Below are 6,619 nucleotides of genomic sequence, written 5' to 3' on the forward strand. Positions count from 1 at the left end.
ATCTGCGTGCGCGAGTTCCTGCGCCACCGGAGCGAGGAGCAGTACGGCGCGGACGCGCGGGATCTCGACGCGCTCGGCCTCGACGACGTCGCGGTCGAAGGCGACGAGGTGGTGTTCCCCGAGGGGTACGACCGACTGCCGGCCCGGCTCGCCGAGGGCCTCGACGTGCGCCTGGAGCACGTGGTCTCGTGCGTGCGCTGGTCCGGGGCTGGTGATGGCGGCGCTGGTGATAGCGACGGCGGAGGTGCTGATGCCGCCGCTGATGCGGGCACGGGCACGGGCGCCGGGGTGAGCGTCGAGACGGATCGCGGCGCGTTCGAGGCAGATCGCGTTCTGGTGACCGTGCCGGTCGGCGTGCTGCGGTCGGACGACTTCGTCTTCGAGCCGCCGCTGCCCGAGCCGGTGGCCGGGGCGCTCGCCCGGTTCGAGATGAACGCGTTCGAGAAGGTGTTCCTGCGCTTTCCCGAGAAGTTCTGGGCCGAGGGCGTCTACGCGTTCCGCAGGCAGGGCCCGGCTGCGGAGTGGTGGCATTCCTGGTACGACCTCACCCCGCTGCACGGGACGCCGACGCTGCTCACCTTCGCCGCGGGAGCGTGCGCTCGCGAGATCCGCGGCTGGAGCGACGAGCGGATCGCCGACTCCGTCCTGGAGGCGCTCCGCGAGATCTACGGCCCAGACATTCCCGAGCCCGAGCACGTGCGAGTCACGCGCTGGCAGGACGACGCGTACGCGCACGGATCCTACGCGTACATGACCGTGGGCGCCGTTCCGGAGGACCACGAGGTGCTCGCCACCCCGCTGGGAGAGTCGCGGGGCGGTGCGTTCGGAGGTGCGCTGGGCGGTGGGGTGCTGCACCTGGCGGGGGAGGCGACCTGGCAGGAGGATCCGGCGACCGTGACCGCCGCCCTCTGCTCCGGTCACCGCGCCGCGGAGCGGATCCTCGGGGACCCCCTGCCCATCGACCGGATCTGGGCGTAGCGCCCGTCTCGCCTCTCCGCGGCGCCGCCATTAGAGTCGTCGTGTGAGTATCACCGTCTACAGCGCCGACCATGTGTTCCCGGTCGCGAGCCCGCGCATCACCGACGGAGCCGTCGCCGTGCGCGGCGACCGGATCCTGCACGTGGGCGACCGCCGGTGGGTGACCGCCGCCCTCGCGGAGCGCGGGGAGCCCTTCACCGAGGAGCGCTGGGACGGCGTCATCACCCCCGGCCTCGTCAACGCGCACACCCACCTGCAGTACACCCACATGCACGAGGTGGCGTCGAAGCACTACACGGGCTTCGAGGACTGGGGCCAGGCGTTCGACGCCGTCTACAACCGGCCCGGTCACTCCTGGGCGGCGGCGGCCGCCGACGGCGCCGCCAAATCGATCGCCGCGGGCGTCACCGCCCTCGCCGATGTCGTCACGGACCGTGCCGCGCTCTCGGCACTGCACGACGCCGGGCTGCACGGGATCGCCTACTGGGAGGTCTACGGCAAGAGCAACGCCGACTGGACCCCAGAGGAACGCGAGGCGGTGCGCGCGCAGCTGCGCGACATCCCCCGTCCGCCCGGCGGCGGCGTCTCGCCGCACGCCCCCTATTCGCTCGAGGTGCAGCCGCTCCTCGAGATCCCCGACATCGTGCGGGAAGAGGGGCTTCGACTCCACATCCACCTCGCCGAGGCGCACATGGAACGCGCATTCGACGGGATCGACGGCTACGCCGGCGGCGGCCCGGGCGGGCACGGCGGCTGGCCCGAGCTCGGCGCCGACAGCTTCCGCGCCCTGCGATCGCACGGGATCGGGGTCTCGTCGACGCAGTTCGTCGACCACCTGGGAGTGCTCGGCCCCGACTGCCACATCGCGCACGGCGTGTACGTGAGCGCCGAGGACCGGGCGCTCCTGCGCGCCCGGGGCTCGAGCGTGGCGCTCTGCCCGCGCTCCAACGAGGTGATCGGGCTCGACATGCCTCCCGTGGCCGACTACCTGCGCGAGGGCAACCCGATCGCCGTCGGCACCGACTCGCTCTCATCCTCGCCGTCGCTGGATCTGATGGCCGACGTCCGGGCGCTCTACCGGGTCGCCCGGCGCCAGGGCTACGCCGAGGCCGATCTGCACCAGCGGCTGCTCGGGGCGGCGACGCTCGGGGGAGCGGCGGCGCTCGGTCTGCACGTCGGCGCGGAGCGCATCGGACAGCTCGGTGTGGGGGCGATCGCGGATCTCGCCTTCTTCGACATCGACGCGGTGGATTCGGATGACGCGATCGCGGACCTCGTAGAGGATGGCGCTGGCCGGTGCGCGCGCACGATCGTCGGTGGTGTCGAGCGGTTCCGCCGCCCCTGAACCGGCCTGAACCGACACCGAACCGTCGCTGACCCGCCCCTGAACCGGCCGTCCGTGCACGACGCCCGCGCCGCGACCGCGTCGAGATCTTCCCGAGACCGCGGAGGGCTAGAATCGAGGCTGGCTCTCCGCCCCGGCCTCCGGCGCCGGGCGCGACCAGAATCCGACTTGCAAGGAGCATCCATGTCCCGCCTCACCCGTTTCAGCGCAGTGGTCGCCGCAGGCGCCGCTGCTCTCCTCGCGCTCTCCGCCTGCACCTCGGGCGGCGGGAACGCCGAGCCCGAGACGCCCGCCGCCTCCGACGGCCCGGCACTCGAGACCATCACCCCGGGCGTCCTGACGATCGCGACCGGCGAGCCCGCCTACGCGCCGTGGGTGATCGACAACGATCCCTCGAGCGGTGAGGGCTTCGAAGCGGCCGTCGCCTACGCCGTGGCCGAGGAGCTCGGCTTCGCGAAGGAGGACGTCGTGTGGGTCGGCGCCGCGTTCGAGGCCTCGATCGCACCGGGTCCGAAGGACTGGGACCTGAACATCCAGCAGTTCTCGGTGACCGAGGAGCGGGCGCAGGCCGTCGACTTCTCGAGCCCGTACTACACGACCACGCAGGCGATCGTCGCGAACGCCGGCAGCGCCGCGGCCGGTGCCACGAGCGTGGCCGATCTGGCCGGCGCTACGATCGGCGTCGCCTCGGGCACGACGTCGTTGACCGTCGCCGAAGAGGTGCTGGGGACCGACAACCTGAAGATCTACAACTCCGTCGACGACCTGGTCCTCGCACTGCAGGGCGACCAGGTCGATGCGATGGTCACCGACCTGCCGGGCGCGTTCTACGTGCGCGACGCGCAGCTCGACGACGGCGTGATCGTCGGCCAGCTCCAGTCGAGCCGGGGCGGGGACGACTTCGCCTTCGTGCTGCCGAAGGACTCGCCGCTGACGGCGGCGGTCTCGGCGGCGGTCGACGCCCTGCGCGACAACGGCACGCTGGATCAGCTGGCCGCCGAGTGGATCGCCGACCAGGGCGCCCCGGTCCTCCAGTAGATCCGACGCATCAGTGACCGACACCGGGCCGCGCGCGGCGCGTCCGTTCGAGCCGAGCGAGATCGAGCTCGAACGCCGCGCCTACCGGCGCGCCCGGGGTCGGCGCTCGGTGCTGATCAGCGCGGTCAGCACCGTCGTCTTCGCCGCGGTCATCTGGCTGGTGCTCGTGAACAGCCCCGGCTGGGCGCGCGTGCGCGAGACGTTCTTCGACCCGCAGGTCGCGATCGCCTCGTTCCCGCGCGTGCTCGAGGGTCTCTGGCTGAACGTCCAGGTGCTCGTCTTCGCGACGATCGGCGTCGCGATCCTGAGCACCCTGCTCGCGGTCGCCCGCACCCTGCGCGGTGCCGTGTTCACGCCGCTCCGCCTGCTGGCGGCCGGGTACACGGACCTCTTCCGCGGCATCCCTGTGCTGCTCGTGCTCTACCTGATCGGGTTCGGCATTCCCGCGCTCGGTCTGACCGGGCGGGTGCCGGCGCAGGTCTGGGGCACCGTCGCGCTCGTGCTCTGCTATTCGGCCTACGTGTCCGAGGTGCTGCGCGCGGGGATGGAGGCCGTGCACCCGTCTCAGCGCTTGGCTGCGCGCTCGCTCGGCCTCAGCCACGCCGGCACGCTGCGCCTCATCGTGATGCCGCAGGCGGTGCGCAAGGTGACGCCGGCGCTCATGAACGATTTCGTCTCGCTGATGAAGGATGTCGGTCTCATCTCGGTGCTCGGCGCCGTCGACGCCGTGCGGGCCGCGCAGATCGAGGTCGCCACGAGCTTCAACTTCACGCCATACGTGGTGGCGGGCCTGTGCTTCGTGATCCTCGCCTGGCCCTTCATCCGAATCACCGACGCGGTGTCGGCGCGGGCGCAGCGGCGCGAGCAGGTCGGGGGAGTCGTATGAGCGGGGCGGATCAGCGCACCGAGCCCGTGCTGCGCATCGAAGGCGTGGTGAAGCGCTTCGGGGAGCAGAGCGTGCTCGACGGCATCGACCTCGAGGTGGCGAAGCACGAGGTCGTCGTGCTGATCGGGGCCTCGGGCTCGGGCAAGTCGACGCTGCTGAAGACGATCAACCTGCTCGAGCAGGTCGACGACGGCAGGATCCTGCTCACCCGTTCGACTGAGGGTTCGACGGAGGGCGAGCCGCACACGCAGGACATCACCGATCCGCGCGTCGACGCCGACGCGATCCGGGCGCGTATCGGCGTCGTGTTCCAGCACTACAACCTGTTCCCGCATCTGCGCGTGCTCGACAACGTGACGCTCGCCGCGCGCAAGGTGTTCCGCACCCCCAGGGCGGAGGCCGAGCGCACCGGCATGGCGCTGCTCGAGAGGATCGGCCTCGGCGACAAGGCGCGCGAGTACCCGGATCGCCTCTCGGGGGGCCAGCAGCAGCGCGTGGCGATCGCCCGGGCCATCGCCACCGATCCCGAACTCCTGCTGCTCGACGAGATCACGAGCGCCCTCGATCCGCAGCTCGTCGGCGAGGTGCTCGATCTGGTGCACGAGCTCAAGACCCAGGGTTCCACGATCCTCATGGCCACGCACGAGATGAGTTTCGCGCGACGCGTCGCCGACCGCGTGGTGTATCTGAAGGATGGCCGGATCATCGAATCGGGCCCGCCCGCGCAGGTCTTCGATGCGCCGCAGCGCGAGGAGACCCGAGCCTTCCTCGCACGCGTGCGCGATCCCTTCGCCTGACCGGCCGATCCCGGGCCGCCGTGCGGCAAGCCGTGCCGCTGGGTCCGGAGAACCCGGTAGGCTAGACCTCTTATGCTCGAACAGTCTCCGTCGCCCGATCCCAGCGCGCGGAGCCTCGGTCCGCGCGAGAGCCTCGCCATCTGGCTGCTCCTCACGAGCGCCTTCGTCGTGATCCTCAACGAGACCGTCATGGGGGTCGCGCTGCCGCGCCTGATGGAGGATCTCTCGATCTCCGCCGCCGCCGGGCAGTGGCTGACCACCGCGTTCCTGCTGACGATGAGCGTCGTGATCCCGATCACCGGCATGCTGATCCGGCGCATGCGCACCCGGACCCTCTTCCTCACCGCGATGAGCCTCTTCACCGCGGGAACGCTGATCTCGGCGGTGGCGCCGGGCTTCGGCGTCCTGGTCGTCGGCCGTGTGGTGCAGGCCGGCGGCACCGCCATCATGATGCCGCTCCTGATGACGACCGTGATCACCCTCGTCCCGGCGAGCATCCGCGGCCGCCTGATGGGGCGCATCGCGATCGTGATCTCGGTCGCGCCGGCGCTCGGGCCGACCATCTCCGGGCTCATCCTGCAGTGGCTCAGCTGGCGGTGGCTCTTCATCTTCATGCTGCCGATCGCCGCGACCGCGCTGCTGCTCGGGGCGCTGCGCCTGCCGAACGTGGGCGAACAGCGGGTGGCTCCGATCGATGCCCTGTCGGTGCTGCTCTCCGTCGTCGGCTTCGGCGGCCTGGTCTACGGGCTGAGCGCGGTCGGGGAGCAGGCCAACGGCGGCTCCGGTGTGCCCCCGTGGGGGCCGATGCTGCTCGGGGCGATCGCGCTCGCGGCGTTCATCTGGCGCCAGATCGTCCTGCAGCGGGAGGACAGAGCGCTGCTCGATCTGCGCACCTTCACCTACCTGCCGTTCCGGCTCGCGGCGATCCTGTTCTCGTTCAGCTCGCTCGCGCTCTTCGGCACGCTGATCCTCCTGCCGATCTACGTGCAGAACGTGCTGGGATTCGAGACCCTCGAGTCCGGCCTCGTGCTGCTGCCCGGCGGACTGCTGATGGGCCTGCTCGGCCCCTGGGTGGGCCGGCTCGTCGACCGGCGCGGCGCGCGCTTCGTGCTGCTGCCCGGCACCATCGCGACCGCGATCGCGCTCTGGGGCATGGGCCTGTTCACGGACTCCACGAGCATCTGGCAGGTGGTCGTCACCTACCTGGTGCTCTGCCTGGGCCTCGCGGGCGTCTTCACGCCGCTCTTCTCGGTGTCGCTCGGCTCGCTTCCGGGCAGCCTCGCCTCCTACGGCAGCGCGACCATCTCGACGGTGCAGCAGGTGGCGGGTGCCGCTGGCACGGCACTGTTCGTCACGGTGATGACGCTCGTCTCGGCGTCGGTGGCGGGTTCTCCCGAAGCGGTCGACGCGCACGCGCTGGCTGCGGGCACGCGTGCGGCGTTCCTGATGGCCGGCGCCGCGGCGACGATCGGTGCGGTGCTCGCCTGCTTCGTCACCGAGGATCCCAGAGCGAAGTCGGTGAGCGCTCGGTCGACGCGCTGAGGGTGCGGCGGACGGCCTCGGCGAGCTGGCGGA

At 71.3% G+C, this 6,619-nt stretch carries 6 protein-coding genes; all 6 read left to right on the top strand.

Features of this window, described 5'->3' with window-relative positions:
• A partial coding sequence (locus tag ACFPZL_RS08405) for a flavin monoamine oxidase family protein (RefSeq protein WP_382335088.1) occupies window positions 1-978 on the top strand: 978 nt, incomplete at its 5' end.
• Window positions 979-1,021: 43 nt separating this feature from the next.
• Complete coding sequence (locus tag ACFPZL_RS08410) at window positions 1,022-2,323, top strand: amidohydrolase family protein (protein ID WP_218115174.1); 1,302 nt, start codon at window positions 1,022-1,024, stop codon at window positions 2,321-2,323.
• 183 nt (window positions 2,324-2,506) lie between these two features.
• The gene (locus tag ACFPZL_RS08415) at window positions 2,507-3,361 is read left to right on the top strand and encodes an ABC transporter substrate-binding protein (RefSeq protein ID WP_218115173.1); all 855 of its coding nucleotides are present in this window, start codon (window positions 2,507-2,509) and stop codon (window positions 3,359-3,361) included.
• 13 nt (window positions 3,362-3,374) lie between these two features.
• The gene (locus tag ACFPZL_RS08420) at window positions 3,375-4,247 is read left to right on the top strand and encodes an amino acid ABC transporter permease (protein ID WP_218115172.1); all 873 of its coding nucleotides are present in this window, start codon (window positions 3,375-3,377) and stop codon (window positions 4,245-4,247) included.
• Window positions 4,244-5,044, top strand: coding sequence for an amino acid ABC transporter ATP-binding protein (locus tag ACFPZL_RS08425; protein ID WP_218115171.1), 801 nt, complete (start codon window positions 4,244-4,246; stop codon window positions 5,042-5,044). Before ACFPZL_RS08420 ends, ACFPZL_RS08425 begins: the two co-directional genes overlap by 4 nt.
• A 72-nt stretch (window positions 5,045-5,116) precedes the next feature.
• Complete coding sequence (locus tag ACFPZL_RS08430; RefSeq protein ID WP_218115170.1) at window positions 5,117-6,586, top strand: DHA2 family efflux MFS transporter permease subunit; 1,470 nt, start codon at window positions 5,117-5,119, stop codon at window positions 6,584-6,586.
• The last annotated feature ends 33 nt before the right edge of the window (window positions 6,587-6,619 follow it).

The organism is Leucobacter soli, assembly GCF_042659205.1.
Classification (GTDB): domain Bacteria; phylum Actinomycetota; class Actinomycetes; order Actinomycetales; family Microbacteriaceae; genus Leucobacter; species Leucobacter soli.